Consider the following 26,444-nt stretch of genomic DNA (forward strand, 5'->3'; position numbering starts at 1 on the left):
CGGCATGAGCACCGTACCTGAGGACATCGCCGGACACGCCGCCGTCCTGCGGGAGGACGCGCTCGCGCTGTCCGAGTCCGCCGAGCGGCTGCGCGCGATCGAGGCCAGGCTGCAGGAGGCGGGGGCGGCGCCGCCGTGGCTGCGCGACTCGGTGCGGGCCCATCTGGCCGCCTGCGCCATGGCCTCCGCCGACGTGGCGGAGGCCGCGGCATGGCTACGCCGCTACGCCGCCGTCACGCTGCCAGGTGGACGGCCCACGCGGCGCTGAGCCCCGACTCCAGCGCCCCTCTTCGGTCGGCAGGGCGAGCGCATGCACGTGCGCGCCAAGCCGAGTTGAACCCGGCCTCATCCTCGCGCCCTGACGAGACGGTTCTCGTAGGCGAAGATCACCGCCTGGATCCTGTCGCGCAGCCCGAGCTTGGCCAGTACGCGGCCGACGTGCGTCTTGACCGTCCCCTCCGACACGAACAGCAGGCCGGCGATCTCGGCGTTGGAGCGGCCCAGCGCGATTTGCTGGAGGATCTCGCGCTCCCTCGGCGTCAGCGCGGCCAGCGGATCCGGTCCGTCGCCCGGCACGGGGAGGTCCGCGGCGACGTGGTCGAGCAGCCGTCGCGTGGTGGAGGGGGCGATGACCGCGTCGCCGCGGTGTACGGTGCGGATCGCCGCGAGCATGTCCTCGGGCGGCGCGTCCTTGACAAGAAAGCCACTGGCCCCGGCGCGGAGCGCGGCGAAGGCGTACTCGTCAAGGTCGAAGGTGGTGAGCACGATCACCCGGGGCGCCGGGCCCTGGCGGGCGAGCAGACGGCGGGTCGCCTCCACCCCGCCCATGCGCGGCATCCTGACGTCCATCAGCACCACGTCGGCTCGGGCGGAGGCGAGCCTGTCCAGCGCCTCGGCGCCGTCGCCCGCCTCGCCCGCGACCGTCATGTCCTCCTGGGCCTCGACGACCATGACGAAACCCGCCCTGACCATCACCTGGTCGTCGACGAGGAAGACCCTGATCGTCACTCCCGCCCCTTCGCCGTGTTCATCGGCAGGTACGGCAGGCGGGCCACCACGTGGAACCCGCCCGACGCCGAAGGGGCCGCACTCACCGCGCCGCCGAAGGCGACGAAGCGCTCGCGCATGCCCACCAGGCCGTGCCCGCCCACGGTGCCGTGCTCGCGAGGTAGGCCAGGACCGTCGTCCTCCACCCGCACCATCAGCTCGGCGGCTTCCCAGTCCAGCCGCACCATGGCCTCATGTCCGTGTCCCGCGTGCTTGAGCGTGTTCGTCAGCGACTCCTGGACCAGCCGGTAGACCGCCAGCTCGGCGGCGGGACTCAGCCGCCGCTCGGCGCCCTCGCACAGGAACGTCACCTCCAGCCCCGCGGCCCTCGCCCCTTGGAGCAGCTGGGGCAGCTCCGCCAGCGTGGGCTGGGCGTCGGCAGGCTCCAGCTCCAGCGGCGCGTCGGCGCGCAGCACGCCCAGCAGGCCGCGCATGTCGGCCAGCGCGTGGCGCCCCGTGTCGGCGATCGTCGTGAGGATCCCCGCCGCTCTACCGGGGTCGGCGCGCACGGCGTAGGTGCCGCCCTGAGCCTGGCTGATCACCACGGACAGCGAGTGTGACACCACGTCGTGGATCTCCCTGGCGATCCTCGCACGCTCCTCGGTCACGGCTCGCAGGGCGCGCTCCTCCCTGTCGGCCTCGGCCCTGCGCGCCCGCTCCTCGAGCGAGGCCAGGTACGCGCGCTGCGTCCTGCGCCACAGGCCGAGACTCCAGGCCACCATGCTGACGGCGAGCAGGAAGAGGAAGACGAAGGAGGGCGGCAGACCCGCGGCCTGCCGGGGTTCCAGCCAGAACCGCGCGCCGACCGCAGCCGATCCGAGCACGGCCGTGGCGGCTCCCGCCGCCGACGCCGCCCGCGGGCCGTTCGCGCAGAGCGAGTAGAGCGACCAGGGGAAGATCAGCATTGGTGGCGGCAGCAGCAGATCCGTCGCCGCCAGCATGGCCGCGCACCCGGCGGAGACCAGGGCGAAGGAGCACCGCGGCGTGGTGCGGCGAAAGGCCATCGCGGCCGTCGCGAGCAGCGCGCCTGCGACCACGAGAGGCTCAGGCGCGGGGCCCGCCCCGAGCACGAGCCAGGTCCAGCTCATCAGTGGCAGGCCCACCAGCGCGGCCAGGGCGGCGTCCGCGGCCGCCGGCCGCGTCCTGAGCCGAGGCAGCGATGACATGGGCCCGAGTCTACGAACGGGAGCGGAGCACCCGCGTCTGCCTGAGGTCTCATCTTCTCTGGCCGCAGGGCAGACGCGTAGAGGGCCTCAACGGCGGGACCGTGGGCTCATGCGATCAAGAACACTCGTCGCCGGATATGCCGCCGCGGCCTGGGCGCTGGCCTATGCGGGACTTCGCGCCTACTGGACGATGGGCGGCGACTGGCTCGCCGCTCGCTGCGACGCCACCGAGGCGGCCAAGGCCACCGCCGCCGATCCGTGCGAGACCAGGCCGCTGCCCGAGTTGGACGCCCTGGCCGGGTGGGGGAGCGTGCTCGCGTTGATCGCGGTGGCGGTGCTGGCGCTGGCCACCGTGCGGCCCTTCGGGCGGCGCCTGCCGAGGACGGGTCTGCTCGTGACGACCCTGGTCGCCGCGCTCGTCCTGCTGTGCCTGGGCGGCCAGATCCTGCTGCTCGGCCTGCTTCGTGTGCTCTTCTGGCTTACGGGGTTGCCCGGCTGGGCGGGCGAGCCGTACTGGGCGCTCTTCGCGGGTCAGCTCATCGTGCTGGCGGGCGTGGGGACGCTCGTCGTCGCGGTCTGGTCCTTCCGGCGAAGGACTGGCTCCGAGCCGGTGGACGTGGAGGCCTCGCGCAGGTGGTTTCGCAGGTTCGGCTGGATGGCGGCGGTGGCGCCACTGCCGTACGCGGTGTTGAAGGCGGTGTGGGCGCTCGGCTGGCCGGTCGGTGGATACGTCGAATCGGGGCTGTCGGGCGAGCACCACTGGTACAGCCCGCTGGCCGATCCGAGCGTCACGATTCCGGTGTTCGGCTCGTTGTGCGCGATCGCGCTGATCTCAGGCCTGGCTGGCTGGGTGCCGCGCTGGATGGTGCTGACGGCGGGCTGGGCCGGCGGTGTCGGCCTGCTTTCCATGGGTCTGCCCGCGGCCGTGACGACGGTCGGTGCGCTCGTGGGGCTGGCCGAACTTCCGACTGCGCCGGGGAGCGCGGACCTGTGGGTGATCTGCCTGACCTACGGTGGCTTCCTGTGCTGGGGCGCCGCGCTGGTGGGTCTGATGGCCTTCTATCAACAACTATGGAATGGATGATTCCGTTCTGATATAGTTGGAACAGAACAAATCGTTCCGGAAGTTCGAGAGGAACCGTCATGGCTGAGATTCGCCCCTTCCGCGTCGAGATCCCCCAGGCCGACCTGGACGACCTGCAGGCGCGGCTGGCGCTGACCCGCTTCACCGACGAGGTCGAGGGCGCGGGTTCCGACTACGGCGTGAGCGTCGAGTGGGTCAGGTCGATGGTCGACTACTGGCGCACCGGCTACGACTGGCGCGCGTGGGAGGCCAAGCTCAACGCCCACCCGCAGTTCACGACGGAGATCGACGGGCAGAACGTCCACTTCATCCACGTGCGCTCCGCCAAGCAGGACGCGCTGCCCCTGATCCTCACGCACGGCTGGCCCGGCACGGTCGTCGAGTACCTCGACGTGATCGAGGACCTCTCCCAGGACTTCCACCTGGTCATCCCCTCGGTGCCCGGCTTCGGGTTCTCGGGGCCGACCAAGGAGAAGGGCTGGAACCGCTTCAGGATCGCCAGGGCGTGGGCCGAGCTGATGGCCCGCCTGGGATACGAGCGCTACGGCGCGGTCGGCAACGACGCGGGCTCGTTCGTCTCACCCGAGGTCGGCAGGGTCGACTCCAAGCACGTCGTCGGGGTGCACGTCACCCAGATCTTCTCCTTCCCCTCCGGCGACCCGGCCGAGCTGCAGGACCTGACCGAGCAGGAGCAGGCGGCGATGGCGCACCTGCAGTGGTTCTGGGAGAACATGGGCGCCTTCAACCAGCTGCAGTCGCAGTCGCCGCAGACCCTGGCCCACGCCATCGCCGACTCGCCCGCCGGGCTGCTCGGCTGGATGGGCCAGCTCATCGGCGGCCACCTCGACCGCGACTTCACCCTGACCAACATCGCGATCCACTGGTTCTACGGCACCGCGGGCTCCTCCATCCGCCTGTACTTCGAGGACGCCAAGGCCGAGCACCCCGCGGAGCCGACCACCGTGCCGATCGGGCTGGCCGGATTCGCCAACGACTTCCAGTCGATCCGCCGCTTCGCCGAGCGCGACCACAAGAACATCGCGCAGTGGAACACCTACGACACCGGCGGCCACTACGCCGCCCACGAGGTGCCCGAGGTCCTCGCGGGCGACGTGCGGGCCTTCTTCACCAGCCTTCGCTGACGAGATGGCCGAGCATGGTGGGGTGGGCGGGGCGCCAGCCGAGGATCCGTCTGGTCTTCTCCGAGGAGACCTGCTGGTCCCTGGTGAAGAGGTCGGCGAGGCGGCCCAGCTCGGCGGCGGCCTCCTCGACGGGCCACGAGGCGGTCCTGCCGTCGCCGAGCACCCCGGCGAGCGCGTCGAGGCGCACGGTCTCGCTCATCCCGTGCCAGACGGTGCCGGGGGCGGCGCGCTCGGCGACGGCGACGTAGAGGGCGGCGAGGTCCTCGACGTGCACGACGGGCCAGCGCACCCCTGGCTCGCCGATGTAGACGCCGGCGCCGCGCTCGGCCGACTTCGGGGCCAGCAGGTCGTGCACGAGGCCGCCGGCGTTGCCGTACACCAGGCCGGGTCTGATGACCCGGCCGCCCGCGGCGAGGACGCGCCGCTCGGCCTCGGCCCTCCAGGACACGAGCGGGTGCGGGTCGGGCTCGCTGTCCTCGTCGGTGAGGCCGCCGCCCAGCACGGCGGCGCCGGTCGTGTGGAGCAGCGGGGCGCCCGAGGCCAGCAGGGCGTCCACCCCCGCGAGGTCCGCCTCCTCACCGAGCGGAGGGCCCGCGTGGACCACGAGGTCGAAGCCCTTCGCCGCCGACTCCAGGGACGAGGGGTCGCGAAGGTCGCCCGGCACGTCCGCGCGCAGGGCGGAGGTCCTGTGCCCCGCCTTGGCGAGGGCGGCGGCCACGGCCGAGCCGATGTATCCGGACGCGCCGATGATCAGAACATTCATGAGATCTCCTGAGAAAGGCCGGTCGAGGCGGACCGCTCGATGGTCGCCAGCAGCCGGTGCAGGCGGAGTGCGGTGTCGAAGCCGGGGTGCGGCGGACGTCCTTCGGAGACGGCCCTCGCGATCTCCAGGTACACGCCCGCGACGCTCGCGGCGGGGCCGGAGGGGATGCCCGGGGGAGCCGATCGGTAGCGCTCGGGGACGGCGAGCGGCGCGCCGTCCAGGGTGATCTCCCAGTCGGCCCAGTGCATGAACATGCCTGACTGGACGGGCGTGACGGTCAGCGTGCCCCTCGCTCTCAGATCCTGCCCTCGGCCAGCAGGTCGCCTACGAAGCGGGCGCCGGGCGAGTGATAGCCCTGCAGGCACACCGCGTGGACCACTCCAGCGGCGGTGGCGGCCTCGGTCAGCTCCCTCGCCTCGTCGGCGTTCACGCCCAGCGGCCACTCGGAGAGAACATGCTTGCCCGCGTCGAGCGCGGCCCTGATCACCTTGGCGTGCTCGGGCACCTTCACCGAGACGACGACCAGGTCGACGTCCGGGTGGGCGGCGAGCCTCCCCGCGTCGGCGAAGGCGTGCCGCACGCCGTGGTCGGCGGCCGCCCTGTCCGCGCTGGCCTGGTTGGTGGTCGCCACCGCCGTCACCTCGAACTCGGCCAGCCCGGCGAGCGCGGGCAGATGTGACGCCCCCGCCCAGCCGCTCGCCCCCACGACCCCGACTCTGATCATGCGCGTTCCTCTCACCAGTTATGTACCTGTCGGTATGAAACTAGGGCAGCGAAGGCCGGGGTTCAAGGGGTAATGTACCGATAGGTAAAAATTTCTGAGGGGGTACGGCATGCCAGGCGGTCGCCCGCGCTCATTCGACGCAGACGCTGCCCTCGACAGAGCGCTCGAGGTGTTCTGGCGGCAGGGCTACGAAGGCACGTCGCTGTCGGACCTGACCGAGGCGATGGGCATCAACAGGCCCAGCCTCTACGCCGCCTTCGGCAACAAGGAGGAGCTGTTCGGCAGAGTGCTCGACCGCTACCTCGAAGGGCCTGGCGCCTTCGCCGCCGACGCGCTGGAGGCGCCCACCGGCCGCGAGGTCGTCGAGCGCCTGGTCCTCGGGGCCGTCGAGCTGACGACGGGAGACCACACGCCGCGCGGCTGCCTCAGCGTGAAGAGCGTGCACGCCTGCGGGCCCGACTCCGAGCCCGTACGGCAGGACGCGGTCGGGCGCAGGAAGGCCGGGGAGGCGGCGCTGCGCAGGCGGCTCGAGCGCGCCACCGACCTGCCCCCTGGAGCCGACCCAGGCGTCATGGCGGGACTGGTCCACACCATCACCGACGGGATCGCCGTCCAGGCGGCGGGCGGGCGCGGGCGCGAGGAACTGCGGCAGGTGGCCGACCTGGCGCTGCGCGCCCTGCTCGGGTCAGATCAGCGCTGAGAGGTCAGTAGAGCCTGCCCACGTGCGCGAGCGCCTGCTTCAGCAGCACACCCTGCCCGCCGGTCATCTCCTGCTGCACCATGGGCGAGGCCGCCTCCTCCGGCGTGAACCAGACGAGGTCGAGCGCGTCCTGGCGCGGGCGGCAGTCGCCGACCACGGGAACGATGTAGGCCAGGGAGACGGCGTGCTGGCGCGCGTCGTGGTACGGCGTGACACCCGGCGTCGGGAAGTACTCGGCGACGGTGAACGGCTGCGGCGAGGCGGGGATGTGCGGCAGCGCCACAGGGCCGAGGTCCTTCTCCAGGTGGCGCAGCAGCGCGTCGCGGACCCGCTCGTTGTGGAGCACCCGTCCCGAGACCAGTGCCCTGCTGACCGTGCCGTCCGAGCCGATACGCAGGAGGAGGCCGACGTGGGTCACGATGCCGGTGTCGTCGAGGCGCACCGGCACGGCGTCGACATACAGGATCGGCAACCGCTCCCGCATGGACTCCAGTTCTTCGGGAGCAAGCCAACCTGGCGCCGTTTCGGTCTTTTCGGTCATTGGCTGATCGTACGTCCCCGCGCCCGTCCTGTAGGGGACGGACTCGGGGTCAGCCGGGGAAGTCCCCGATGGGCCAGGGGATACGGGCCCGCGAAACTTCAACCATGACGAACAGAACCGCGGTGGCCACGCTCGTCGCCGCCCCGCTCCTCCTCCTGGCCGGCTGGGCCGTCATGAAACTGGCCTGGGTCCCCTACAGCCACTCGCTCCCGTGGAGCGAGGCGCTGGCCGTGTGGACCGCGGGGCACGTGTTCTATCTGGCCGCCTACGTCGCGTTCGTGCCGGTCATCCTGACGCTCGGCCGCCTGGTGAGCGAAGGGTCGGGCACCGGCGTCAAGCTCGCCTCGGGCGCCCTCACGGCGGTCTCGCTGGTGGGCGTCGGCGGCTTCGTCGGCCAGATGGTCATCGACCTGGCCGTCGGCTTCCAGGCAGGCCACCGGGAGGCGATGAGCGCCGTGAGCGCGGGCTTCAAGGCCTACCCCGGCGTCTCCGTCCTGTTCTACGGTCTGGTGCCCTCGCTCTACCTGGCGGGCATCGTGCTGCTCGTCGTGCTGGCCGCGGTCCTGCGCAGGGTCGGCGTGGCCGTCGCCCTCGCCGTCCTGCTGTCGGGCGTCCTCATCGGCAGCCAGGACGTGGCGCTGATGACCGCGGGCACGGTCGGCCTCTGCCTCGGGCTCGGCGCGCTGGCCCTGGCCCTGCGCGGACCCGCCCTCTCGCCGTCGCCGAGCTAGCGGTCCTGGTGGCCGCGTCGACGACCGGTCAGCGTGGTGTGAGCCTCGGGATGCGCCACTCGCCGCTCAGCGCCTCGGGGGCGGGGCCGTACATGCGGATGACGATGACGAAGGGGCCGTCGGGAGCGGGCAGCCAGTTGCTCGGGCCCTCGGCCGGGCGGTCGCGCTGGACGTACAGGGTCAGCCCGCCGTCGTCGTCGTAGACCAGGCCGGGGGTGTGGTCGCCGATCGAGTAGCGGTCGATGGGGTTCTCCACGAGCAGCCGCTCGGGCAGGTGGTACATCGTGGCCGACCAGAAGAACCGCACGGGCGGCAGCCGTCCGGCGGGGAAGTGGATGACGTAGGCCTTGCGCGAGCCGTCGGGCCTGTCGCCCTCGCTGTCCTTCAGCCATCCGGCGTAGAAGGCCTCCTCGGGCGGGAGGCCGTACAGGCCCTTGTCCACGCCGACCGCCCGGGTCAGGTAGTCGTCGCCGTGCTGGGCGCGGGTGCCGAACCAGCTCGCGGAGTGGTCGGGGGAGGAGTCGGCCTGTTCCAGCGCGTCCCTGCCGTCGACGATGCCCTGCTCCAGCGCCTCGCGCAGCTCGGGCGAGGGGGAGAAGGAGCCCCCGCCGTCCACGCCGATCGAGGCCAGCCTGTCGCGGATGCCCTTCTCGCTGGGAAGGACGGGGAAGAAGTGCAGCAGGAAGTCCAGGTAGGTGAAGAACTCGACGCTGTCGAGCACGTCCTCGCGCCAGGCGGGCCAGTGGGGGTGGCTCACGGCAGGCGGTGGCACGGTGCCGAGGTAGGTGTGCAGGGGGCGCAGGTCGTAGCTCCGCTGGACGGCGCGCAGCGCCTTGACGTCGCCGGGGCCGGCCAGATAAGTACGGCCGAGCACGCCGACCAGATAGCTGTCGGCGTGGAACACCTGGTCGACGCCCTTGGGGGTGGAGCGGTCCCAGTCGGGCCCCGCGATCAGGTAGGTTCCCGGGCCCGTGCCTGTCGCCCTGGATCCGACGAAGCCGATGTAGGAGGTGTCGAGGTCGTGGAAGGGCAGCACGTAGTAGCGGTCGATGGCCGGCACCGTCAGGACGTACGGCTCGGTCCGCACGGCCAGCCACGCCCACGAGAACGGCGTGTCGCTGTTCGGCAGTGTCACGTCGATGTCGTGCGGGGTGAAGGGCTCGGCGTAGTGGCGGAAGCGGCCGAATCCGCCCACGTAGCGGGGATCGTCGACGTCGATCGCCTGCTTGTACATGGTCCGGTAGTTCATCAGCATCGGGAAGCCGTAGATCCAGCCCTCCGCGGCGATCCGCCGCGCCTCTGCCCTGTCGACCATGACCGCACCTCCATCAGGCTTTCATAGGGAAATGCCCGGATGTTCGCCTTCTCCGCTCCCGCGGAAGGTCAAGTCATCGCCACGGCGGCGGTGTCCGGGTAGTCGGTGACGAACGCGTCCACCCCGAGACGGAGGTGGGCGCGGTACTCGGTCGGCGCGTCGCCGTGGTCCCAGGGCAGCGGCCCTCGCCGCAGCTCGGCCGGCAGGAAGCGGTTCTCGTCGCGGAAGGTGTAGACACCGATCTTGAGCCCGGCCGCGTGCGCGTCCCGCACCAGCGTGGTGGGCGCCGCCGAGGCGCCGTCGGGGCCGAGCGGGATCACCGAGGACTTGTCGGGGCCGATCCACTGGGCGTACTCCGCGATCCTCGCGAGCCCTTCGGGACGCATCATGTCGGCGTAGGTCGCCGGATCCCCCGCCACCTCCAGGTCGTACGGCCGGCCCGCCGTGCCGAGCGCCTGCCAGAGCGGCACCCGCAGCTCCTTGGCCACCCGGCGCAGGCTGGAGGGCTCGAACGACTGGACGACGATCCGCTCCTGCCGGCTGCCGGCGACCGTCTCGATGAGCGGCTCCTCCAGCGGCAGTCCGATCGACCTGAAGTAGGTGGGGTGCTTGGTCTCGGGGAACACGCCGACCTCGCGCCCGTGCCGTAGCGACAGCATCTCGGCCAGGTCGAGCACCTCCTGGAAGGTCATCACCTCGTGGACGCCGTCGTACACGGTGGCCCGCCGGCGCAGCTCGGGCAGCCGCTCGACCGCCCGCAGGGTCTTGAGCTCCGCCAGGGTGAAGTCCTCGGTGAACCAGCCCGTCACCTCGAGGCCGTCGATCACCTTGGTGGTGCGGCGTCCCTTGAACTCGGGATGTCGGGACACGTCGGTGGTGGAGGAGATGTCGTTCTCGTGCCTGACGACCAGCACGTGGTCCTTGGTGGGCACCAGGTCGGGCTCGATCCAGTCGGCGCCCATGGCCACCGCCAGCTCGTAGCTTCCCGCGGTGTGCTCGGGGCGGTGACCTGCCGCACCCCTGTGTCCGATGATGATCGCTCGCATGCCAATTATGGTAAGGACCGAAATGTCCGATGCCGAATCCTATGAACATCCTGTGTGGACCTCACAGACGAAGCGAGGGCGAGTACCATCCCTGATGGTCATGCCCGTGGGATCTTCTCCGTGCGCCCGTGCGCTCCCCCCACCGGAGGTCCAGTTGGAGGCGTTGAGCCTGTCGTGTCAGCAACTGCCGGGCGTCGCCCTGATCCAGGTCGGCGGCCAGCTCGACGTGACCAACGACACGCAACTCGAGGCGTTCGTCCTGCAGGCCCGCCGACGGCTCTCCGACCATCTGGTGTTCGACCTCGGTGAGCTGACGTTCATGGGCAGCAGCGGCCTCAGGGTGGTGCTCGACGCCTACCGCGCGGGCGCCGGCCACGGAGGCGCGGTCTATCTGGCCGCGCTGCAGCCCGAACCGGCCAGGCTCGTCGAGATCACCGGCGCCGGGCGTCATCTGCGGGTCTGCGCCACCGCTCTCGAAGCGCTGACCCACGCCCTCGCCGCGCGCATCACTGAGTGATCTGCCTGATCAGAGGTGTGGAGCCGGAGAGTCGGGGCATCGGAGACCGATGGGAATGGTCGAGGTGTCGTCGTGGAGAGAGCTCGACGACGCGATCGCCGGGGTGGACCGCAGGCACGGTTCGGGCCACGCGCACTCGACGCTGGTCTTCCGTGGCCTGGCCAAGAGCAGCTACTCGCACGTGTCGGGGCTGGCCAGGCTCCAGGGCGACTACGCCGTCCTCGAGCCGCACCTCATCCGCAACTTCCGCAAGTACGCCCATCGCCAGACGCCTGGCCCGACCGTGTGGGACTGGCTGGCGCTGGGCCAGCACCACGGCCTGCCCACACGGCTGCTGGACTGGACCTTCTCGCCGCTGGTCGCCCTGCACTTCGCGACCGCCTCCTGGCCCGCCGACGACGGCGTGCTGCTGGCGGTCGACTGCGCGGCGGCGCACCGGCTGCTTCCCGAACCGCTGCGCGTGATGCTCGACCGTGAGGGAGCGCTGCTCTTCACCACCGAGATGCTGGCGAGGGAGGCCGCAGACCTCGCGAGCTTCGACGCGCTGGACGACGAGCCCTTCCTGGCCTTCTTCGAGCCGCCGTCACTGGACGAGCGGGTGGTCAACCAGTCGTCGGTGCTGTCGGTGATCTCCTGCCCCGAGTTCCAGCTCGAGCAGTGGCTCGACAAGCACCAGGACCTGTGGTGGGCGTGGTCGATCCCGCCCGAGGTCAAGGCCGAGATCAGGGAGCGGCTCGACCAGGCCAACATCACCGAGAGAGTGCTCCTGCCAGGGCTCGACGGATTGGCGGCCTGGCTGCGCCGCTACTACACGCCCGGCCTCGCAGGCCGTGCCGAGGACGGCGGCGCGTCGATGAGCGGCATGGAGACCGACCGCCAGCAGGAAGGCCGGATGGGCGGCTGATCCTCAGTGCTTGCGAGCGGTGGGCACCCGGCCCCTCGTCAGCAGGAAGCCCAGGGCGATCATGCCCACGCCCAGGACGAAGTGCAGCCAGTTGTCGGCGACGTTGACGGGCACGAAGTTCGCGGCGCTGTCACGGTCGATGACCATGCCGTACAGCCACAGCAGCAGATAGATGACCCCTCCGCCGATGAGGAAGTTGCGGGCGCCGGCCCAGGTGCGGGCCAGCAGGATGCCGGCGACGCCGAACAGCAGGTGGACGATGTTGTGCAGGATCGAGACCTGGAACACGCCGAGCAGCAGCGCGTCGGATTGGTGACCGGCGAACCGCAGGTCACCGTAGTCGCTGGTGACGCCGGGAATGAAGCCGAGCACGCCGACGAGCAGGAACACCGCGCCGACGACGAGCGAGGCGAGCTGTACCGGCGAGCTGCGGGCCGGGGTACGAGGGGTGTCCATGGCAGACCTCCCTGGGAGCCATTGGTACCCTGACCTGCTACCCGAGAGAGGTCGAACCAGTCGTCGCGGCAGAGGCGGACAAGCCGATGCGCCTCCCGGCCCCGCGCGGCTCAGGAGCGCTTGCTCACCGCGGCCTCCAGCTCGGTCTTGGTCATCCTCGAGCGGCCGGGAAGGTCCATGGCCTTGGCCTTCTCGTAGAGCTCCTCCTTGGTGAGCTCCCCTTCGGCGCCCGACTTCTGCGCAGGCACACGGGCCGCCTTCCGCGCGGGCGCGGGGCGGCCGGCCTTCCGTGCGGGGGCGGCCTTCTGCGCGGGCACGCTCAGGGCGAGCATCTCCTGGTCCCTGCGCTCCTTGAAGGCCCTGCCCAGCTCCTGGAGCCGTTTCGTGCCCACCGCCTCGGCGAGGGCGGGCAGGATCTCGTTCTCCTCCTCCTCGACGTGGTGGGTGACCGATTCGACGAGCTGCATGAGCACCCTGTCGAAGTCGGGGCTGTCCGGCTTGGCCGCCTTGAGCTTGTTGAGGAGGATCTCGGCCTCCTTGTGCTCCTCGAAGCCGTGGTGGACCTCGCCCTTCTCGGCGGGGGCGGCCTCGCGGATCACGGGATAGACCCTGTCCTCCTCCGCGCGCGCGTGCGAGGTGAGCAGCGCGGCCAGCTCGGCCACGTCGGCCTCCCTGCTGTCGCGCTTGCTCTGCAGCCGCTCGAAGAGAGCCTCGATCTTGCGGTGATCGCTGGTGATCAGCGTGATGACATCTGTCGGCATACGGATCAGCTACCCTGCGAACACGCTCCGTAGTCAGCCGGGCAGCAAATCCAGCCAAACGCTGACAGGCGTAGAGTGGCAGTACCGAGAAGTTCCGTGCGCCGGCATTCGCATCGACGCAGGCCCCGGTCAGCAGTCGACTCCTCACGAGTCGAAGACAGGCGGCACGTCATGATGCCGAACCACACCACCGACTCGGTCGGCGTGCGGCTGGTGCTGGAGCCGACAGAGACCCGTGACGGCGTCCTGCACGGCGCCTGGTGGCCTCGCTCCCACGACTTGCGCGGCGAGCTCGCCGCCCTCGTCACCGACCTGGGCCGTCGACTGGGCACGATCCTCCGCGTAAGGGTCGACCCCGACGCCTGGGACGACGTGCCGTCCAGCCTCATGATCGCCGGGCGGTTCCTCAGGATCGGTGACTTCCCCTCGCCGATGGGGACGATCACGGTGATCCGCGGCGGCCACGACGGCTTCCTCCTGCTGGTGGTCCCACCCGAGACCACCGCCACGAGGGCCGCCTCCATGATGGCGGCCGCCGCGCGCCCTGCCAACGGCACCTGCGCGGCGGAGCTCCTCGCGTCGAGGGGCCCCGCAGAGGAGCCGCACTCGGAGACCAGACTCGCCATGACGCGCGCCTACACGCAGGCCGACGAGACGGCGGTTCTCGCGCTGGTCAACGCCGACCGCCTGCCGGGGCAGCCCATGTGCTCGAGGCAGATGCTCGCCGACGCCGTCGAGGGGACGTGCGTGGACAATCCGTCGCCTTGGGCCGAGCTCGACCCACCCCGCACGGAGGTGCTGATCGACGACTCAGGTGACGTGGTCGGCGTGATCTCCTACACGACCAGGGCGCGCGACGCCGCGGGACTCATCCTGTGGCTGCACGGGAGCGAGAACACGACCGTGATCGAAGCTCTCGTCCAGCGGGCCCTCGACTGTCTGAAGGGGTGCTCCTTCGTCCACGCGTTCACCGTCGCCTCGGCGCTGACCTCGGGGCTCGGCGCGCTTCCCTGCGTCCGCCGCGCGACCACGCGCAAGGTGCTCGAACACGCGGGTTTCGCCGGCCGCGACTCATGGCGCTACCTGCACCGCGGGGTCGGAGGACTCGGGCTGGCGCAGACCGGTCCGCCGGTGAGGGTGGCTGCCTGCGAGCGGCCGTCGGGCTGGTGGCTGAGCGTCGCCGAGCACGAGATCGGGGTCGAGGCGGTCGCGGGAACGCCCTCCCACGGGGTGGGGGTGCTGTGGTGGCTCGGCACGGACACCGCCCACGACGACGCCGCGCTCGACAAGGCCGTGCTCGACCGGGCCCTCGCGCTGCTCTACGCGAACGGGGCCAGGGAGATCGTGCTCTACGCCGAGGGCGAGCCACTACCCGCCCGGTCGCTGTTCGACACGGCGGGCTTCGTCGACGTCGACCATCTGGCGTCGTACGCCAGAGGATGAGGTCTATGTGCTGGCGGGGCGCGGCGGCGGCACGAGGGTCGTGGCCTTGCCGTAGAGGGGCAGGCTGCGGTCGAGCCCCGTGAGGTGCAGCAGCGTCACCATGTAGGGGCGGGGCGAGGCCACGCCGAAGTCGACGCCCCGCGCGCGGGCGCGGCGTTGCATGCCGACCAGGACGGCCAGCCCTGAGCTGTCGCAGAACACGACATCGGTGAGGTCGCACACGAGTGCGCCCGTGCTCTGGTCGAGCGCGTGGATCAACAGGTCGCGCAGGGCGGGGCTGGTGAAGATGTCGATGTCGCCGTGCAGACGGACGACGGTGGCGTCGGCGGGAAGGGGCCGAGCGCCCGCCCTGAGGCCGGGTTGTCGAGTACTAACGATGATCATGGCAGGTCCGATCGACGATGGGATGGGAAGGGCTCCATGGCGGCGCGGCCGCCACGCGGCCAGTACTCACACAGGTCGTACGGCCTGCGCCTGAGGGCCTCTGTCACCCTGGTTCACCTCGAACTCGACGCGCTGGTCCTCGGCGAGGCTGCGGAAGCCGCCGGCGTCGATCGCGGAGAAGTGGACAAAGACATCGGGACCACCACCGTCGACGGCGATGAAGCCGAACCCCTTGTCATCGTTGAACCATTTCACAGTTCCCTGTGCCATGTGGTCTCTCCCTTGCCCGAGATGAGGGCGGATCGCAGGCTCGCGCTCCGCCGACCGGTTGTCACAGCGGCGGTACCGCGCCATCTCTCGACGAAACAGGGGCACACCCATGCCATCCACGAGCGTGCGAGAGCAAACCACGTGCACGGATAATCCGGCTGCACCATATAACGGACGAGGCGGTTCGCGCATTCCCGCGGGCCGCCGCCGCGGAACCGCTCCCAAGGTAGACTCCGGGGACCGAGGACATTTCGTGCGTTGGCATTCAGGCTCGCGTCGCCCGCGGCGACAGACGATTATCCGGCCATATTCCCGGTCCTTTTCCGGCCTCTGAGCAGGCGATCATGACGCCCGTGCCGCTTCACCGCCTCCCGCCGCCGACGGCGGCTCGTCGATCTCGTGCGCGAGGTCCGCGCAGGCGTCTCATCCTCTCCGATCGGAGCACCCATGAACGTCTTCGACACCTCGGCCTCGACCACGACCGTCCGGCTGTCCGGCGAGATCGACATCTTCAGCAGCGCCGCCCTGAGGGAGCGGCTGCTGGGGGAGTTGCGCCGCAGCTCCAGCCTGCTCGTCCTCGACCTGTCGAGAGTGACGTTCTGCGACACCTCGGGTCTCGGCGTCCTGGTGGGCATCCAGCGTCGCGCCAGGTTGATGGGCATCACGCTCGCGCTGACGGGGGCGCTGCCGTACATGGCCCAGCTTCTGCACACCACCGGGCTGGACCGCAGGCTGCCGACGGTGGCCTGAATCGAAGTCGTCTTTTCGGCAGCCTTTGTTTCACCTTCTCTTTGCACCGTCTTCGGCCGGCGGCGGAGAAGCCCTTTACAAGCGCTTTCGCACATTACTGTGAAAGCGCTTACAGTCAGAAAAGGATATGGATACGGCCATCAACGAGGTGGCTCGGCGCGCCCGGGTGTCCATCGCGACGGTCGTCAGCCGGAGACGCCGAGGAGGAAGGCGGCGGGGACCAGGGCGATCGTCAGCGCGACGGCCCACCACCTGGGAGCGGGCGCCTGCCGCAGGACGGCGACGCCGAGGGGGACCAGGGCGAAGGCGAGGCCGAGGAGGGCGGCGACGGAGATCGGGTCGCTGCTGCCCTTGAGGACGCCCAGCGGCAGCCCTGCGGCGAGCGCCAGCGCGACGCACCGCGCCACGCCGACGGCCCCCGCGCCCATGGCCCTGGCGCGGAAGGCGCCGACCGCGAGCACGATCCAGCCGCCCATGATGAAGACGTTGACCGCCTTGAAGAGGTGGAAGGCGCCGTAGGTGGAGGCGACGGCCTTCTGCGCGGCCTCGAGGCCCAGGGCGTCGACCAGCTGGAAGGCCAGGTGGCTCACTCCCGCGTGGAAGACCCGGCCGAACAGCCCGAGAACCACCAGCGTGACGCCCCACCTGGCCCAGCCGGGGCAGGTGACGCCGATCCCGCGGGCCAGCGAGGTCACGGCGGGCCACAGCAGGACGGTCCCCGCCGCGAAGAGGCTGTAGGAGAGGACCATCCGGCCAGGCTCGGCGGCGTAGGCGGCCAGCTGGCCGGGGAAGAAGTCGGCCTCCCCGCTCCGCGCCAGCACCCCCGCGAGGAGCAGCAGCGGGCCGAGGATCAGGCTCACGCCCTCCACCCACGGTCCCGGAAGGGTGGCGCGGCGGTCCACGGCGGTCTGCGGTGTCTCGGTGCTCGTCATGCGCCTCATTCAACCGAGCGCCCCCCTCGGGCACACGGGCGCAGAAGCGAGAGCCGGAGGTATACCTGGCACTACCGCTTACGGAGTCGTCACACGCCTGCCTGTGTCATTTCCTTCCGCTCATCGCCGTGGAGCGGAAGGCCGTCACCGGCGCGTGAGGCCTCGCCGTCGCCCGGAGGACCTCAGCGCCGACACGCCGGCCGCCAGCACCCCCGTGACCACGGCGGCCACCGCCGTCCCGAGGAGCCGCCGCTGCCCGCGCACCCTGCGCCTGACCTGCGCGTAGGGCACGGTGGAGAACGACACCAGCGCGTAGCGCGACACGTAGCGGCCGGGCAGCGCCGCCTCCAGCCGGTGCTCGACGTTCTTGACCAGCCGGTACATCGGCGAGGCCACCTTGTCGCGCATCTCGACGAAGTTGGCGAGCGCCATCTCGGCGATGGCGTCGGTGTTCTCCCTGCGCCGCTCCTCGAACAGCGGCAGCGCCCGCTCCCACCTGCCGCCGCTCTCCTCCAGGCACCGGTCGAGCTCCACCACGTCCTCGAAGCCGCAGTTGGCTCCCTGGCCGTAGAAGGGCACGATCGCGTGCGCCGCGTCGCCGATCAGTCCGACCCTGCCGTCGGCGTGCCAAGGAGCGCAGCGGACGGTGCCGAGCAGGCCGACGGGGTTGTGGCGGTAGTCGTCGGCCAGGTCAGGGGCGAGCGGCACCACGTCGGGGTAGTGGGCGCGGAAGTGACGTTCCACGGCCGCCGGGCTGCTCAGCGAGGCGAAGCTCGCGGTGCCGCCCGTCGGCCAGAACATCGTGCAGGTGAAGGAGCGGTCGGGATTCGGCAGCGCGATCATCATGGAGGTGCCGCGCGGCCAGATGTGCAGGGCGCCGGGGTCGAGCGCGAACTCGCCGTCCACCGCGGGGATGGTCAGCTCCTTGTAGCCGTGGTCGAGGAAGTCCAGGCTCTCCTCGACGCGCCCGTGGGCGAGCAGCTGCCCGCGTACGGCCGAGCCCGAGCCGTCCGCGCCGAGCACCACGCCTGCCTCCGCCAGGACGTCGCCCTGCTCGGTCTCGAACGTCATCGTCCCCGTCGCGGGGTCGAGGCCGGTCAACCGGTGCCCGAAGAGGACCTTCACGCCGGGAGCCGACTCGGCGGCGTCGAGCAGCGTGTTGTTGAGCGCGCCCCTGCTGATCGAGTTGATGGCCAGATCGCCGTCGCGGCTGTACCTCTGGAAGTCCAGCGGGCCGGAGACCGGGTGGATCATCCGGCCGCGCATCGGCAGCGCGTCGGCCATGACCCGCTCCTCCAGGCCGATCCTGCGCAGCGCGTCGAGGCCGCGTTCGGAGATGGCCAGGTTGATCGACCTGCCCCGCTCCACGACGCCGCCGCGCGGGTCGGGCCGCCGTTCGTAGACGGTCACGTCGAGACCGCGCCTGCCCAGATAGCAGGCGAGCAGGCAGCCGGTGAGCCCCGCGCCGACGATGGCCACGTTCATGGTGTCCTTCGCTTTCTTCACATGTGGGTACGGGCCGACCACAGCTCGGGGAAGACCACCCGGGCCATGCTGCGCTCCAGCCACGCGAGGCCGTTCGAACCGCCGCTGCCGGGCTTGGCGCCCATCGAGCGGCGGACGGCGGCGACGTGCTGGTAGCGCCAGTCGCCGAACTGCTCGGCGACCTCGGTGAGCGCCTCGCCGAGCATCCGCAGCTCGTTGGTCGTGCTGTCGTCGCGGTAGACCTCGACCCAGGCCTTCTCGACCGCCTGGTGGGGTTCGTGCTCCAAGGAGAAGTCACGTTCGAGCAGCTCAAGGGGGACGTCGTGACCGCGGCGGGCCAGCAGCGCGATGGTCTCGTCCCAGACGCTCGACGACTCGAAGGTGCGCATCAGCTCGCGGTGGACCTTCGGCTGCCGCCTGAACGGCCGGAGCAGCGCGACGCTCTTCAGCCCCAGCAGGAACTCCAGGTGCCGGTACATCGAGGACTGGAGCCCCGACGCCTCGCCGAGCTGGTCGCGGAAGCGGTTGAAGTCCGAGGGGGTCATCCACCGCAGTCCGCGCCAGCTTCCGTTGAGCCCTTCGAGGTGCAGCGCCGTACGGCGCAGCGGTGCCAGAGCCGCCCCCACCTCGTCGTCGCGCAGCGCCGCCCTGGCGTTGCGCAGCTCGAAGGTGACGAGCTTGAAGTACAGCTCCATCACCTGGGTGATCATCAGGAACGACATCTCGCCGGGGTCGTCGCTGAGCGGTTGCTGCAGGTTGTGGAGCACCTCGGTGTGCACGTAGGCGTCGTAGGGGACCTCGGCCTGGAACTCCAGCGTCGGTGATCCACCCGTGGCCATGGCCCGTTCGGCCCGCTCCACGGCCGTCGTCGGCCGCACTGTCTGACGTGTACCGTCCACTGGTCACCCTCCCCTGACTGACCACCTCATGATGGCCGGGTGAAGGGTCCGGAAGGAATGCCGGTTCAACGGCGATGCCCCACTATGGGCGTACGATTCCGGCTATATCCTGGCGGCTGCTTTCCGATCGAAAGGTGCCCCCTGATGGACGACATGGACTGGGAGCTCCTGCGCGAACTGCAGGCCAACGCCAGGCTCTCCTTCAACGAGCTGTCGCGCAGGGTCCATCTGTCGCCGCCCGCGGTGGCCGAGCGGGTGCGCAGGCTGGAGGAGTCGGGGGTGATCACCGGCTATCACGCGCAGGTGGATCCTGCGATGGCCGGTTGGTCGGTGTCGGCGTTCATCCGCATGTCGTGTTACGGACCCCGCTGCGTGCTGCGCGACCCCGAGGTGGCCGGCTGGCCCGAGGTGCGCGAGATCCACCGGGTCACCGGCGACGTGTGCAGCATCCTCAAGGTGGCGGCGGCCTCGATGGCCGCCTTCGAGGACCTGATCGACAGGCTGGCCGTCTACGGGCAGCCGTCGAGCACCATGGTCCTGTCCAGCCCGCTCACCGCGCACCCGCTCACGGCCGCGACCCCGTGAGTGCCCCGGGCGAGGGTCTGCTCCTCGCTCTCGCCCGGCTCGGGCTTGCCGCCGGGCAGGTAGAACAGGTCGGGGGCGCTCTTCTTGCTGACCACGAGCAGCCGTCCCCTGTCGATGACCGCCGCGGCCACGACGTCGATGGCCTCGCGTTCTTGTCCGTCCACAACCGGCCACCCTGCCAGACGCGCCGGAGCCGGCGGCGTCCGGGTCGCCGTGGATCAGCGCCAGTACGTGGGATAGCGGTGGCCCGGCAGTGCGCGGCCGAGCACGACGCCGCCGAGGACGACGACCACGCTGGCGGCCAGCACCGGGTTGAGCACGAAGAGCGGGCCTGGGTCGGTGAGCCCTGCCAGGGCCGCGGTGGCCGTCGCGGGCGGATGCGGGGCGCGCAGCAGGAGCATGGGGGCGGTGGCCAGGCCCGCCGCGACGACGGCGGCCCAGATCGAAGGGCCGGTCAGCGTGGTGATCGCGAGGGCGAGCACGGCGGCGCTGAGGTGGCCGAACAGGATGCTGCGGGGCTGCGCGAACGGCGCGGCGGGAGCGACCGCCACGATGGCGGCGCTCGCCGCGAACGGCAGCGCGAACAGCGGGAGGCTGGTCGCGGAGGTCACCGCGGCGAGCAGCAGCAGGCCCGCCAGGGTGGCCGTGGTGGTGACGAGGATCGCGGTGGCCGGCGGCCGGGCGGGGGCGGCGGGGGGAGGAGAGGTCATGGACGCCATCGGCGGCCTCCTTCGGGTCGATGGAGGAACGGGCCCGGCTCGCCGGAGGGCAGGCCCGCTCCTCCTGGTCGGTGGGACAGGCCCCGCTCCTCAGTCGGACAGGCCGCGGAGGAAGTCGCGGATGAGGGCGGCGCTCTGCTTCAGGCGGGTCGTGAGCGGGAAGTGGCCGGCGTCCAGGAGGTGGATGCGGGCCTGCTTCACGTCCCTTGCGTAGGCGCGGGCTCCGTCGGGACCGAAGATCTCGTCGTTCCTTCCCCAGACCGCGAGCAGCGGCGGCTGCTGGGTGCGCAGGTAGTCCTGCCATGCGGGATAGTGGCCGGGGTTGACGCCGTAGTCGAGGAACAGGGCCAGCTGGATCTCCTGGTTGCCGGGACGGTCGAGCAGCGCCTGGTCGAAGGCCTCGTTGTCGGGGTTGACCAGTGAGGTGTCGGGGACGCCGTGGGTGTACTGCCAGTGGGTGGCCTCGCGGGTGAGCAGGCCGCGCAGGGCGTCGCCGTTGGCCTGGCTCGGGTCGGCCCAGTAGGCGCGGATCGGCTCCCAGAAGGGGGTCAGGCCCTCGTCGTAGGCGTTGCCGTTCTGGGTGACGATGCCGGTGATCCGCTCGGGGTGGCGCAGGGCCAGCCGGAAGCCGACCGGCGCGCCGTAGTCGTGGATGTGGAGCGCGTAGCTGGTCAGGCCAAGGGTCTCCAGCAGCCGGTCCACGACGTCGGCCAGGTGGTCGAAGGTGTAGTCCCACTCGTCGGCCGCGGGGGCGGAGCTGTGGCCGAAGCCGGGGTAGTCCGGTGCGAGGAGATGGAACTCGTCGGAGAGTTCCTCCATGAGCTCCCGGTAGGCGATCGACGAGGTCGGGAAGCCGTGCAGCAGCACGAGCGTCGGCGCTGAGGGGTCGCCCGCCTCGCGATAGAAGACGTTCAGCCCGTCGATCTCGACTGTGTGGTGGCGAACGGTCATGACGATCCTCACTAACCATCTAAATCAGTTTTGCCGGTTGGTGTGGACAACGTAGCGCGGCCACGTTCAACCGGTCAAATCGCGTTAGGGGGTTAAGATGGAGGTATGACGCGAACGCGGCCGCTGCTAGGCGAACCCCTGGCGCTGGACCTGGTCAACACCGCCTGGGTGGAGCAGGACGCCTGGGTGGACTTCTTCGATGATCCCGGCGGAACGGAGGCGTGGCTCGCCGAGCACGGACTGCAGGGCGAAGCCGATCAGGCGAGGAAGCCGCTGGTCGCGGCGCGTGACGCGCTGCGGGCGGCCCTCGTCGGAAGGGAAGGCCCGCTCGACGCCGTCCTCGACCACGGTTCACGGCGACCGCGACTGCGGGGGGCGCGGCCGTACGAGGAGATCGTCGTCGACGACCCGGCCTGGCATGCGGCATGGGTGGCGGCGGCCGACCTCGTCCGCCTGATGGGCGAGCGCCCCGAGCGGATCCGCAAGTGCGCCAACCCGGCGTGCGTGCTCTGGTTCTACGACATCAGCAAGAACGGCAGCCGCCGCTGGTGCTCGATGGAGACCTGTGGCAACCGCGCCAAGAGCAGCCGCTTCCAGGAGCGCCAGCGCTCGGCCTAGGCGCGGGAGCGAACGGGAAGCGTCAGGCCCACCTTGATCGGGCGCATCACGATGCTGGTGGTGAACCTGCGCACGTTGCCGTTGTCGAAGAACGTCCGCTGGGTGAACCCCTCGAAGTCCTCCATGTCCCGAGCGGTCACGATCAGCACGAAGTCGTAGGCGCCGGTGACGTAGTAGCACTGCTGGACGTTCTCGTCGGCGTCCATCTGGTAGCGGAAGGCGTCGAGCACCTCCGACTTCTCGCGCTCCATCTCCACCTCCACGATGAACGTCATCGCCTGGCCGAGCGCCTTCGGGTTGAGCACCGCCACCTCGCGGGCGATCACGCCGGTCTCGCGGAGCCGCTTGATGCGGCGCTGGACCGCGGCGGTCGACATGCCCACCTCGACCGCGATGGACTCGGCGATGGTGCGGGCGTCCCGCTGCAGGCGGTCGAGAATGGCGCGATCGAGGTCGTCCAGGTCCGGCGTGCGCATGAACCGCAGATTATCGCCGTACGGCGCGGCCGAACGACGGCATCGCCCTCGAAGTCGCGAGTTGGCCGCACGTGGTCTCCCTAGCATTTTCCTCATGGAGAACAGCTGGCTGAACAGCGCGCGAGAGACCTACACCGCGAACGAGCGCGAGTTGCTCGGCGTCGCCCACGCCGAGCAGGCCCGTGCCTTCTTGGGCCCCCACCCCGCCAACCGCGCCACCCCGTTGCTCTCCCTTCCCTCGATGGCGAGTACGGCAGGCGTCGCCTCGATCCTGGTCAAGGACGAGAGCGGGCGCATGGGGCTCGGCAGCTTCAAGGCGCTGGGCGGTATGTACGCCGTCGCCCGGCTGGTGCGGACCGAGGCCGAGGAGCGCCACGGTCCACGGCCCACCGAGGAGCAGGTGCGCGAGATCGCCGCGCGCACCCCGTTCGTCTGTGCCAGCGCGGGCAACCACGGCATCTCCATGACGGCCGGAGTGCGCGAGCTCGGCGGCGACCCGATCGTCTTCCTCAGCGAGGACGTCCCCGAGGACTTCGCCCGCCGCCTGCGCAGGCTCGGCGCTGAGGTACGGCGCAGCCCCGGCGACTACGAGCAGAGCATGGCCGCGGCGCAGGAGGCCGCCGAACGCCACGGCTGGCGGCTGATCTCCGACAGCTCATGGGACGGCTACACCGCCGTCCCCCTCGACATCATGCGCGGCTACACCGCTCTGTTCGACGAGGTCGCCGAGGCCCTGCGCGGCGGGGCCGCCGAGAGCGCCTGGGCCGTGGGTGACACCGGAGGCGCGGGAGGCCCTGGCAGCGTCGAGGGTGGCGAGGCGCCGAGTCACGTCTTCGTCCAGGCGGGTGTGGGCGGTCTCGCCGCGGCGGCCGCCGGGTACGTGCGCGACCGCTGGGGTGAGCAGCCGAAGATCGTCGTGGTCGAACCGCAGGCGGCCCCCTGCCTGCTGGTGAGCGCCCGTGAGGGCAGGCCGACGCGGGTCGAGGGCGGGCAGACCCTGCTCGGACGTCTCGACTGCCGCGAACCGTCCCTGGTGGCATGGCGGCTGCTGTCCCGCCTGGCCGACGCCTTCGTGACCATCACCGACGAGGAGGCCGAGAGCGCCGCCAGGCTCCTGGCCGCCGAGGGCGTGCGGGTCTCGGCCTGCGGCGCCGCCGGAGCGGCGGGCCTGCTCTCCCTCGACCAGGCCGCCCGCACCGCGCTGGACCTGGGCCCGGCCTCCCGCGTGCTCCTCGTGGGCTCCGAAGGGGCGCTCTGACCCGGCCCCGACCGTCGGCCGGCCCGGATACAAGCGGTGAGATCGAGCCGGGTGACCAGGTCCGACCGGCAGCGGCCGTCTTCGGGCGTGAGCCGCCCAGCCCGTTCGCGGTCGCGAGCACGGCTTGGATGACCCCTGAACTCATCAGATGCGAACGCCCCGCGTGGGCGGCCGGTGACACCAAAAAGCCGGGGCCCGCACCCAAAGGTGCGAGCCCCGGCTCGTGGCGCTAAGCCCGAATTAGGCGGGAACGATGTTCTCGGCCTGCGGGCCCTTCTGGCCCTGGGTGACGTCGAAGGAGACCTTCTGACCCTCGGTCAGCTCCCTGTAGCCGCCCTGGGAGACGATGTTGGAGTAGTGGGCGAAGACGTCAGCGCCGCCGCCGTCCTGCTCGATGAAGCCGAAGCCCTTTTCCGAGTTGAACCACTTCACGGTTCCAGTAGCCATGTCAATCTCCCTAACTAGATGCGGGGCGAGTTCCGCCCCTGCACGGGTCGTTTGTCGCTGAGATGACCCCACCCGGAGATGACCGGCAAACAAAAATGCACCTGAAGGTCACATGATGACATCAGGCGCACACAAAGTCTTTGTATGGGTACCACAACTGCAACTTCCATCAAGGTAGCACACTTTTGAGCTCAGCGGTAGTCGGTCACCATGTCGTGCGCCGCGTGGCTGAAAGCGAGGACCCTGGCGGTGGCTCCGCCGGCCCGCCACAGGAGCCGCCACTCCAGGGGCGGGGCGTCGCTGAAGGGGACGTAGGCGACGTCGGGACGCGCGTAGTAGCGCCTGGCCTGCGCGCCCACGGGGAAGACCCCGAGACCCGCGCCGACCAGCGTGAGCATCTCCTGGAAGGTCGCGGCCGAAGGTCCTGGCGCGATCGGCAGGCCCGAGGGCGTGCGCGCGGGCGTGTGATCCTCGCGCAACGATGCGGGCAGCGTGTCGGGCAGCTGGAGCATCGGGACGCGGGCCAGGTCCTCGACGGACACGGACGTCCGCCTGGCGAAGGGGTGCCCGACTGGTACGGCCAGCATGCGCGCCTCGCTCACCAGCACCGGCCCGGTGGCGAAGCCGGGTTCGCGCTCGGGGAGCCCGGGAGGCAGACTCGCCAGAACGATCTCCACCTCGTCGTCGCGCAGCCACGTCACGATCTCCCCGATCTGCGCCTCCCTGATGCGCACCTCGCAGTCGGGCTGCCGCTTCCTGAACAGCTCGCTCGCCCCGACCAGCAGCTGACCGGCCGCGGCGCCGGTGAAGGCGACCCGCAGCGTGCCCGCGATGCCCTTTCCCGACTCGATCGCCCGCTCGAGCGCGGTGCCGATCTGGGTCCAGGCAGGCCTGATCTCCTCGAAGAGCTGCCGTCCGACAGGGGAGAGCTGCACGCGGCGGCTGGTCCTGTCGAACAGGGGGACGCCGACGCGCCGCTCCAGTTTCTTGATCGTCTGGCTGACCCTCGCAGTGGACACGTGCAGGCGCTCGGCCGTACGGCCGAAGTGCAGCTCCTCGGCGAGCGTCAGGAACGCCTCCACCTCGTGGCGCTCCAGCATGACCGCTCCCCATCGTTAAGTCTGGATTCACGATCCTTGCACAGGCTCTCGTTGATCGCGAGCCTCGTCCTGCCGAGGGTGGAGGCACACAGACGCCTGCACGGGAGCATCGATGTACGTCACCACCCAGCACGCCGTATCAGCGGTCGCGGCCGACGCCGTCTCCAGGGAACTCAGGGATCGCGCCGAGATCACCGACGCGCTCTACCGTTTCGGGCTCGGCCAGGATCTCAAGGACGGCGAGCTGTTCGCCTCGGCCTTCGCCGAAGACGCCGAACTCGACTTCCGCCCCGCGGCCGCCGCGTGGGGCGCCGAGCCCCCGCTGATGTCCGGCAGGGACACGATCGTCACGACCATCCTCGCGATGTTCGAGGGCAGGGTGGACACCACCCACCAGGTCACCAACCCGCGCGTCGCCGTCGACGGAGACACCGCCCGCCTGACCGCGCTGGTGGAGGCCCAGCACCTGCTCATCGCGGACCGCGGCACGCACGCCCTACTGAAGAACCTCTACGACGTCGACCTCGTCCGCGAGGGCGAGCGCTGGCTCCTGCGGAGGGTCGTCATCGACAACCTCTGGTACACCGGCGACCCGACGGCCGTCTTCGGCGGCTGAGCATCCGCGGGGCACTCACCCGGGAGACGGCCGAGCCACGCGTGAGGCGTCCGACGTCACCAGGGCTCGGCCGGGCCGGTGGTGGTGGTGTTCCGGTGGCGGAGGGCCAGGACGGCGGCGGCGCCGCCGAGGCCCAGGGCAAGGGCGGCCAGGCCCCAGGCCAAGCCCTTGCGCTCGCAGCCCAGCATCGCGTCGACCGAGAGCTTTCCCGGACCGTGCACCGCCAGCGACGCCGCGCCGGTGGCGAGAATGAGCGGGTACTCGAACCCGCCGTGCTGCGCCCACAGCCCCTTGGACAGGTGCGCCGAGACGGCGGCGTTGGTCATCGTCGCGATGAGACCGGCGGAGGAGAGCGGCGTGGCCGCGCCGAGGGCGATCCCCGCGCCCGAGCCGAACTCGCCCAGACCGGCCGCCAGGCCCACGAGCCTGCCCTGCGGATAGCCGAGCGCCGTCATCATCTCGCCGGTCGCCTCGGGGCCGCCCCCGCCGAACCAGCCGAACAGCTTCTGCGCGCCGTGCCCCATGAGCAGCAGGCCGGCGGGCACGCGCAGCAGCAGCACACCCATGTCCTCTGCGGTTACCTTCATGCGGAGTTCTTACCCGTACAAGCCGGG

At 70.7% G+C, this 26,444-nt stretch carries 35 protein-coding genes; 13 read left to right on the forward strand and 22 right to left on the reverse strand.

The window, feature by feature from the left end; genetic code table 11:
* Positions 1 to 4 precede the first annotated feature (4 nt).
* Positions 5 to 268, forward strand: a complete 264-nt coding sequence (locus tag ABFX50_RS19910) for a hypothetical protein (protein WP_346148373.1) — start codon at positions 5 to 7, stop codon at positions 266 to 268.
* Between the two features lie 77 nt (positions 269 to 345).
* On the opposite strand, the gene ABFX50_RS19915 is transcribed toward ABFX50_RS19910, so the two are convergent.
* Together ABFX50_RS19915 and ABFX50_RS19920 are read right to left on the reverse strand one after the other, a co-directional pair.
* Positions 346 to 1,008 carry a response regulator gene (locus tag ABFX50_RS19915; RefSeq protein ID WP_346148375.1) on the reverse strand — a complete coding sequence of 221 codons (663 nt, stop codon included), beginning with the start codon at positions 1,006 to 1,008 and terminating at the stop codon, positions 346 to 348.
* The gene (locus ABFX50_RS19920) at positions 1,005 to 2,213 is read right to left on the reverse strand and encodes a sensor histidine kinase (protein WP_346148377.1); all 1,209 of its coding nucleotides are present in this window, start codon (positions 2,211 to 2,213) and stop codon (positions 1,005 to 1,007) included. Before ABFX50_RS19920 ends, ABFX50_RS19915 begins: the two co-directional genes overlap by 4 nt.
* A gap of 109 nt (positions 2,214 to 2,322) precedes the next feature.
* On the opposite strand from ABFX50_RS19920, the gene ABFX50_RS19925 reads away from it, so the two are divergent.
* Positions 2,323 to 3,297 carry a hypothetical protein gene (locus ABFX50_RS19925; protein WP_346148379.1) on the forward strand — a complete coding sequence of 325 codons (975 nt, stop codon included), beginning with the start codon at positions 2,323 to 2,325 and terminating at the stop codon, positions 3,295 to 3,297.
* 59 nt (positions 3,298 to 3,356) lie between these two features.
* On the forward strand, positions 3,357 to 4,439 hold the full coding sequence (locus ABFX50_RS19930; protein ID WP_346148381.1) for an epoxide hydrolase family protein: 1,083 nt from the start codon (positions 3,357 to 3,359) through the stop codon (positions 4,437 to 4,439).
* Here the strand turns inward: ABFX50_RS19930 and ABFX50_RS19935 are convergent.
* Genes ABFX50_RS19935 through ABFX50_RS19945 form a run of 3 tightly spaced genes read right to left on the reverse strand, consistent with a single transcriptional unit; the run spans position 4,423 to position 5,926 of the window.
* Positions 4,423 to 5,202, reverse strand: a complete 780-nt coding sequence (locus ABFX50_RS19935) for an NAD-dependent epimerase/dehydratase family protein (RefSeq protein ID WP_346148382.1) — start codon at positions 5,200 to 5,202, stop codon at positions 4,423 to 4,425. The genes ABFX50_RS19930 and ABFX50_RS19935 overlap by 17 nt on opposite strands.
* Positions 5,199 to 5,456 carry a hypothetical protein gene (locus ABFX50_RS19940; protein ID WP_346148384.1) on the reverse strand — a complete coding sequence of 86 codons (258 nt, stop codon included), beginning with the start codon at positions 5,454 to 5,456 and terminating at the stop codon, positions 5,199 to 5,201. Before ABFX50_RS19940 ends, ABFX50_RS19935 begins: the two co-directional genes overlap by 4 nt.
* Before the next feature lie 41 nt (positions 5,457 to 5,497).
* Positions 5,498 to 5,926: a Gfo/Idh/MocA family protein gene (locus ABFX50_RS19945; protein ID WP_346148386.1), complete on the reverse strand. Its 429-nt coding sequence runs from the start codon at positions 5,924 to 5,926 to the stop codon at positions 5,498 to 5,500.
* A gap of 109 nt (positions 5,927 to 6,035) precedes the next feature.
* On the opposite strand from ABFX50_RS19945, the gene ABFX50_RS19950 reads away from it, so the two are divergent.
* Positions 6,036 to 6,626: a TetR/AcrR family transcriptional regulator gene (locus ABFX50_RS19950; RefSeq protein WP_346148388.1), complete on the forward strand. Its 591-nt coding sequence runs from the start codon at positions 6,036 to 6,038 to the stop codon at positions 6,624 to 6,626.
* Positions 6,627 to 6,630: 4 nt separating this feature from the next.
* Here ABFX50_RS19950 and ABFX50_RS19955 read toward each other — a convergent pair whose 3' ends face one another.
* Positions 6,631 to 7,167 (reverse strand): NUDIX hydrolase family protein, encoded by a 537-nt coding sequence (locus tag ABFX50_RS19955; RefSeq protein ID WP_346128032.1) that lies wholly within the window; start codon positions 7,165 to 7,167, stop codon positions 6,631 to 6,633.
* Between the two features lie 104 nt (positions 7,168 to 7,271).
* Here ABFX50_RS19955 and ABFX50_RS19960 point away from each other — a divergent pair, with 104 nt between their 5' ends.
* On the forward strand, positions 7,272 to 7,898 hold the full coding sequence (locus tag ABFX50_RS19960) for a hypothetical protein (RefSeq protein WP_346148390.1): 627 nt from the start codon (positions 7,272 to 7,274) through the stop codon (positions 7,896 to 7,898).
* Between the two features lie 28 nt (positions 7,899 to 7,926).
* Here the strand turns inward: ABFX50_RS19960 and ABFX50_RS19965 are convergent, their stop codons facing one another.
* Both ABFX50_RS19965 and ABFX50_RS19970 read right to left on the reverse strand, forming a co-directional pair.
* Complete coding sequence (locus ABFX50_RS19965) at positions 7,927 to 9,213, reverse strand: DUF1254 domain-containing protein (RefSeq protein WP_346148392.1); 1,287 nt, start codon at positions 9,211 to 9,213, stop codon at positions 7,927 to 7,929.
* Positions 9,214 to 9,281: 68 nt separating this feature from the next.
* Positions 9,282 to 10,259, reverse strand: coding sequence for a glycerophosphodiester phosphodiesterase family protein (locus tag ABFX50_RS19970; protein ID WP_346148394.1), 978 nt, complete (start codon positions 10,257 to 10,259; stop codon positions 9,282 to 9,284).
* 163 nt (positions 10,260 to 10,422) lie between these two features.
* Between ABFX50_RS19970 and ABFX50_RS19975 the strand changes: the two genes are divergently transcribed.
* Positions 10,423 to 10,776 (forward strand): STAS domain-containing protein, encoded by a 354-nt coding sequence (locus ABFX50_RS19975; protein ID WP_346148396.1) that lies wholly within the window; start codon positions 10,423 to 10,425, stop codon positions 10,774 to 10,776.
* 49 nt (positions 10,777 to 10,825) lie between these two features.
* Positions 10,826 to 11,680, forward strand: coding sequence for an FRG domain-containing protein (locus tag ABFX50_RS19980; RefSeq protein ID WP_346148398.1), 855 nt, complete (start codon positions 10,826 to 10,828; stop codon positions 11,678 to 11,680).
* A 3-nt stretch (positions 11,681 to 11,683) separates the two neighbouring features.
* Here the strand turns inward: ABFX50_RS19980 and ABFX50_RS19985 are convergent, their stop codons facing one another.
* Both ABFX50_RS19985 and ABFX50_RS19990 read right to left on the reverse strand, forming a co-directional pair.
* Complete coding sequence (locus ABFX50_RS19985; RefSeq protein ID WP_346148400.1) at positions 11,684 to 12,136, reverse strand: DUF4383 domain-containing protein; 453 nt, start codon at positions 12,134 to 12,136, stop codon at positions 11,684 to 11,686.
* A gap of 110 nt (positions 12,137 to 12,246) precedes the next feature.
* The gene (locus ABFX50_RS19990) at positions 12,247 to 12,897 is read right to left on the reverse strand and encodes a hemerythrin domain-containing protein (RefSeq protein WP_346148402.1); all 651 of its coding nucleotides are present in this window, start codon (positions 12,895 to 12,897) and stop codon (positions 12,247 to 12,249) included.
* A gap of 171 nt (positions 12,898 to 13,068) precedes the next feature.
* Here ABFX50_RS19990 and ABFX50_RS19995 point away from each other — a divergent pair, with 171 nt between their 5' ends.
* Positions 13,069 to 14,340: a DUF5994 family protein gene (locus tag ABFX50_RS19995; protein WP_346148404.1), complete on the forward strand. Its 1,272-nt coding sequence runs from the start codon at positions 13,069 to 13,071 to the stop codon at positions 14,338 to 14,340.
* 3 nt (positions 14,341 to 14,343) lie between these two features.
* Here the strand turns inward: ABFX50_RS19995 and ABFX50_RS20000 are convergent, their stop codons facing one another.
* Both ABFX50_RS20000 and ABFX50_RS20005 read right to left on the reverse strand, forming a co-directional pair.
* Positions 14,344 to 14,724, reverse strand: a complete 381-nt coding sequence (locus ABFX50_RS20000) for an STAS domain-containing protein (protein WP_346148406.1) — start codon at positions 14,722 to 14,724, stop codon at positions 14,344 to 14,346.
* 66 nt (positions 14,725 to 14,790) lie between these two features.
* Positions 14,791 to 14,994 (reverse strand): cold-shock protein, encoded by a 204-nt coding sequence (locus tag ABFX50_RS20005; RefSeq protein WP_346148408.1) that lies wholly within the window; start codon positions 14,992 to 14,994, stop codon positions 14,791 to 14,793.
* Between the two features lie 447 nt (positions 14,995 to 15,441).
* On the opposite strand from ABFX50_RS20005, the gene ABFX50_RS20010 reads away from it, so the two are divergent.
* On the forward strand, positions 15,442 to 15,744 hold the full coding sequence (locus ABFX50_RS20010) for an STAS domain-containing protein (RefSeq protein WP_346148410.1): 303 nt from the start codon (positions 15,442 to 15,444) through the stop codon (positions 15,742 to 15,744).
* Between the two features lie 185 nt (positions 15,745 to 15,929).
* Here ABFX50_RS20010 and ABFX50_RS20015 read toward each other — a convergent pair whose 3' ends face one another.
* The 3 genes from ABFX50_RS20015 to ABFX50_RS20025 form a co-directional block, all read right to left on the reverse strand.
* Positions 15,930 to 16,676 (reverse strand): hypothetical protein, encoded by a 747-nt coding sequence (locus tag ABFX50_RS20015; protein WP_346148412.1) that lies wholly within the window; start codon positions 16,674 to 16,676, stop codon positions 15,930 to 15,932.
* Positions 16,677 to 16,820: 144 nt separating this feature from the next.
* Entirely contained in the window at positions 16,821 to 18,161 is a 1,341-nt protein-coding gene (locus ABFX50_RS20020) for an FAD-dependent oxidoreductase (protein WP_346148414.1), read from the reverse strand.
* A 17-nt stretch (positions 18,162 to 18,178) separates the two neighbouring features.
* Positions 18,179 to 19,039, reverse strand: coding sequence for a tryptophan 2,3-dioxygenase (locus tag ABFX50_RS20025; protein ID WP_346148416.1), 861 nt, complete (start codon positions 19,037 to 19,039; stop codon positions 18,179 to 18,181).
* Between the two features lie 165 nt (positions 19,040 to 19,204).
* Here ABFX50_RS20025 and ABFX50_RS20030 point away from each other — a divergent pair, with 165 nt between their 5' ends.
* Positions 19,205 to 19,645 (forward strand): Lrp/AsnC family transcriptional regulator, encoded by a 441-nt coding sequence (locus ABFX50_RS20030; RefSeq protein WP_183653934.1) that lies wholly within the window; start codon positions 19,205 to 19,207, stop codon positions 19,643 to 19,645.
* Here the strand turns inward: ABFX50_RS20030 and ABFX50_RS20035 are convergent.
* The 3 genes from ABFX50_RS20035 to ABFX50_RS20045 form a co-directional block, all read right to left on the reverse strand.
* The gene (locus ABFX50_RS20035; RefSeq protein WP_346148419.1) at positions 19,570 to 19,809 is read right to left on the reverse strand and encodes an NUDIX hydrolase; all 240 of its coding nucleotides are present in this window, start codon (positions 19,807 to 19,809) and stop codon (positions 19,570 to 19,572) included. The two genes, ABFX50_RS20030 and ABFX50_RS20035, sit on opposite strands and share 76 nt — an antisense overlap.
* A gap of 54 nt (positions 19,810 to 19,863) precedes the next feature.
* On the reverse strand, positions 19,864 to 20,364 hold the full coding sequence (locus ABFX50_RS20040) for an HPP family protein (RefSeq protein ID WP_346148421.1): 501 nt from the start codon (positions 20,362 to 20,364) through the stop codon (positions 19,864 to 19,866).
* Positions 20,365 to 20,454: 90 nt separating this feature from the next.
* Entirely contained in the window at positions 20,455 to 21,315 is an 861-nt protein-coding gene (locus tag ABFX50_RS20045; RefSeq protein ID WP_346148423.1) for an alpha/beta fold hydrolase, read from the reverse strand.
* 105 nt (positions 21,316 to 21,420) lie between these two features.
* Here ABFX50_RS20045 and ABFX50_RS20050 point away from each other — a divergent pair, with 105 nt between their 5' ends.
* A complete protein-coding gene (locus ABFX50_RS20050) occupies positions 21,421 to 21,933 on the forward strand; it encodes a CGNR zinc finger domain-containing protein (RefSeq protein WP_346148425.1) in 513 nt (170 codons plus the stop codon).
* Here ABFX50_RS20050 and ABFX50_RS20055 read toward each other — a convergent pair.
* Entirely contained in the window at positions 21,930 to 22,409 is a 480-nt protein-coding gene (locus ABFX50_RS20055; RefSeq protein WP_183653946.1) for an Lrp/AsnC family transcriptional regulator, read from the reverse strand. The genes ABFX50_RS20050 and ABFX50_RS20055 overlap by 4 nt on opposite strands.
* A 94-nt stretch (positions 22,410 to 22,503) precedes the next feature.
* On the opposite strand from ABFX50_RS20055, the gene ABFX50_RS20060 reads away from it, so the two are divergent.
* Entirely contained in the window at positions 22,504 to 23,667 is a 1,164-nt protein-coding gene (locus tag ABFX50_RS20060; protein ID WP_346148428.1) for a pyridoxal-phosphate dependent enzyme, read from the forward strand.
* Between the two features lie 240 nt (positions 23,668 to 23,907).
* Here ABFX50_RS20060 and ABFX50_RS20065 read toward each other — a convergent pair whose 3' ends face one another.
* Together ABFX50_RS20065 and ABFX50_RS20070 are read right to left on the reverse strand one after the other, a co-directional pair.
* Positions 23,908 to 24,114, reverse strand: a complete 207-nt coding sequence (locus ABFX50_RS20065; protein WP_183653956.1) for a cold-shock protein — start codon at positions 24,112 to 24,114, stop codon at positions 23,908 to 23,910.
* Between the two features lie 191 nt (positions 24,115 to 24,305).
* Entirely contained in the window at positions 24,306 to 25,214 is a 909-nt protein-coding gene (locus ABFX50_RS20070; protein ID WP_346148431.1) for a LysR family transcriptional regulator, read from the reverse strand.
* A gap of 112 nt (positions 25,215 to 25,326) precedes the next feature.
* Here ABFX50_RS20070 and ABFX50_RS20075 point away from each other — a divergent pair, with 112 nt between their 5' ends.
* Entirely contained in the window at positions 25,327 to 25,830 is a 504-nt protein-coding gene (locus ABFX50_RS20075; RefSeq protein WP_346148433.1) for a nuclear transport factor 2 family protein, read from the forward strand.
* Between the two features lie 56 nt (positions 25,831 to 25,886).
* On the opposite strand, the gene ABFX50_RS20080 is transcribed toward ABFX50_RS20075, so the two are convergent.
* Complete coding sequence (locus ABFX50_RS20080) at positions 25,887 to 26,417, reverse strand: DoxX family protein (protein ID WP_346148435.1); 531 nt, start codon at positions 26,415 to 26,417, stop codon at positions 25,887 to 25,889.
* Between the last annotated feature and the right edge of the window lie 27 nt (positions 26,418 to 26,444).

The sequence above is a fragment of the Nonomuraea recticatena genome, from assembly GCF_039533245.1.
GTDB lineage: Bacteria > Actinomycetota > Actinomycetes > Streptosporangiales > Streptosporangiaceae > Nonomuraea > Nonomuraea roseola.